The 1,321-nt window shown below is 47.8% G+C and carries 1 protein-coding gene and 1 pseudogene; one reads left to right on the plus strand and one right to left on the minus strand.

The features are described from left to right. The coding region (locus tag R8N28_RS25170; RefSeq protein ID WP_318183656.1) for a HAMP domain-containing sensor histidine kinase at nt 1-1,043 on the plus strand (1,043 nt) is incomplete at its 5' end. A gap of 27 nt (nt 1,044-1,070) precedes the next feature. Here R8N28_RS25170 and R8N28_RS25175 read toward each other — a convergent pair. Further along, a pseudogene (locus tag R8N28_RS25175) lies at nt 1,071-1,321 on the minus strand (superoxide dismutase family protein); the annotation flags it as partial.

The following is a 1,321-nucleotide window of genomic DNA, read 5'->3' on the forward strand; positions in this document are numbered from 1 at the left end:
TTCGTCAGTTTCTCAGTGGTGAACCTTTCCCGATTCTAGGCGATGACCCGCGTAATCGTGATGAACATAAAGTCTTTTCTGTCGCAGCGATAGAGGAGCTTGGCTCAACCATTGGTTATTTGTACGTGGTGATCGGGAGTTCTCGTCATACGGCCATTGCCAACGCTCAAGTGGATTCGCCGTACTTGGCGCTTGCGGGTTTAGTGCTCATTTCGATTTTAGGTTTCGCTTTTGGCTCATATTTCTTGGTTAAGCGCAGCTTGTTAAACCCGATTGAACGTGTGACCGATCAACTGCAAAAACAAGCCGAACACGACTTTCGCCTACAACCCGATTTTGCACATCAAGTGCCGGAGCTAGTGCCGATTGCTCGTTCTTATCAATTGATGGCAAAACACATCCAGCAGCAATTTTTGCAACTTGAATATCAATCCTCTCATCGCCGTCAAAGTCTTTTGCAACTGAGCCACGATTTAAAAACGCCACTCTCGAGTGTGCTTGGGTATTTGGAAACTTGGCGTTTGCAGCATCCTGACCCCGATCCGCTCATTGAAGTGGCGTTTCGCAACAGTGAAAAACTCTCCCAGCAATTGCACGCTCTGTTGGATGTGGCAAAACAAGAAGCTCCGCTACCGATCTATGAGTATCTTCCGATTGATATTAGCCAACTAATGGCAGAATGCGCCGAAACCATGCAAAGTCAGTTTCAACGTAAAGGCGTGACGTTGAACATTACCGTAGATGAGCCAATCCAAGTGATAGGTGATAAGGGGTTATTAGAACGATTGATATTGAATTTATTGGAAAATGCACTTCGGCATAGTCCGTCGGATGCGACCGTGAGTTGCGATGTAAAACGGGGCGATAATACATCTCAAGTTCGTTTTACTTTTTCCAACCAAATAGAGCTGAATGCGCAAGCTGGCGCGCTAGGCATTGGTACTAAAATTGTCCAGTCCATTTTAATGCTGCATCACAGTCATCTTGAAACCGATGCGACATCGCATCGGTTTACACAACGATTCACACTTCCTGCCGCATGAGGAAGTGCGAATCAGACAGATCATGATTTAGTCGATCACGCCACACACAATGCGCGTATCGCCGCCACCTAATTTGGCTGGTTGATCCGAGTGATTCTCCCCACCAGCATGAATCATCCAGGCTCTGCCTTTTAAATCCGACATTTTGAGGCGCGGAGCTAAAACCGGTTGGTTGGCGTTTCCTTCCATATGGGCTTACAACGCGCGCAGAGCGCCAAGATGTTGGCCAGCGGTCCATGGATAACCAGGTTGGCCAGTAGTGTCGTGGTCGGAATGGC

This window comes from Vibrio sp. Vb1554, from assembly GCF_033344235.1.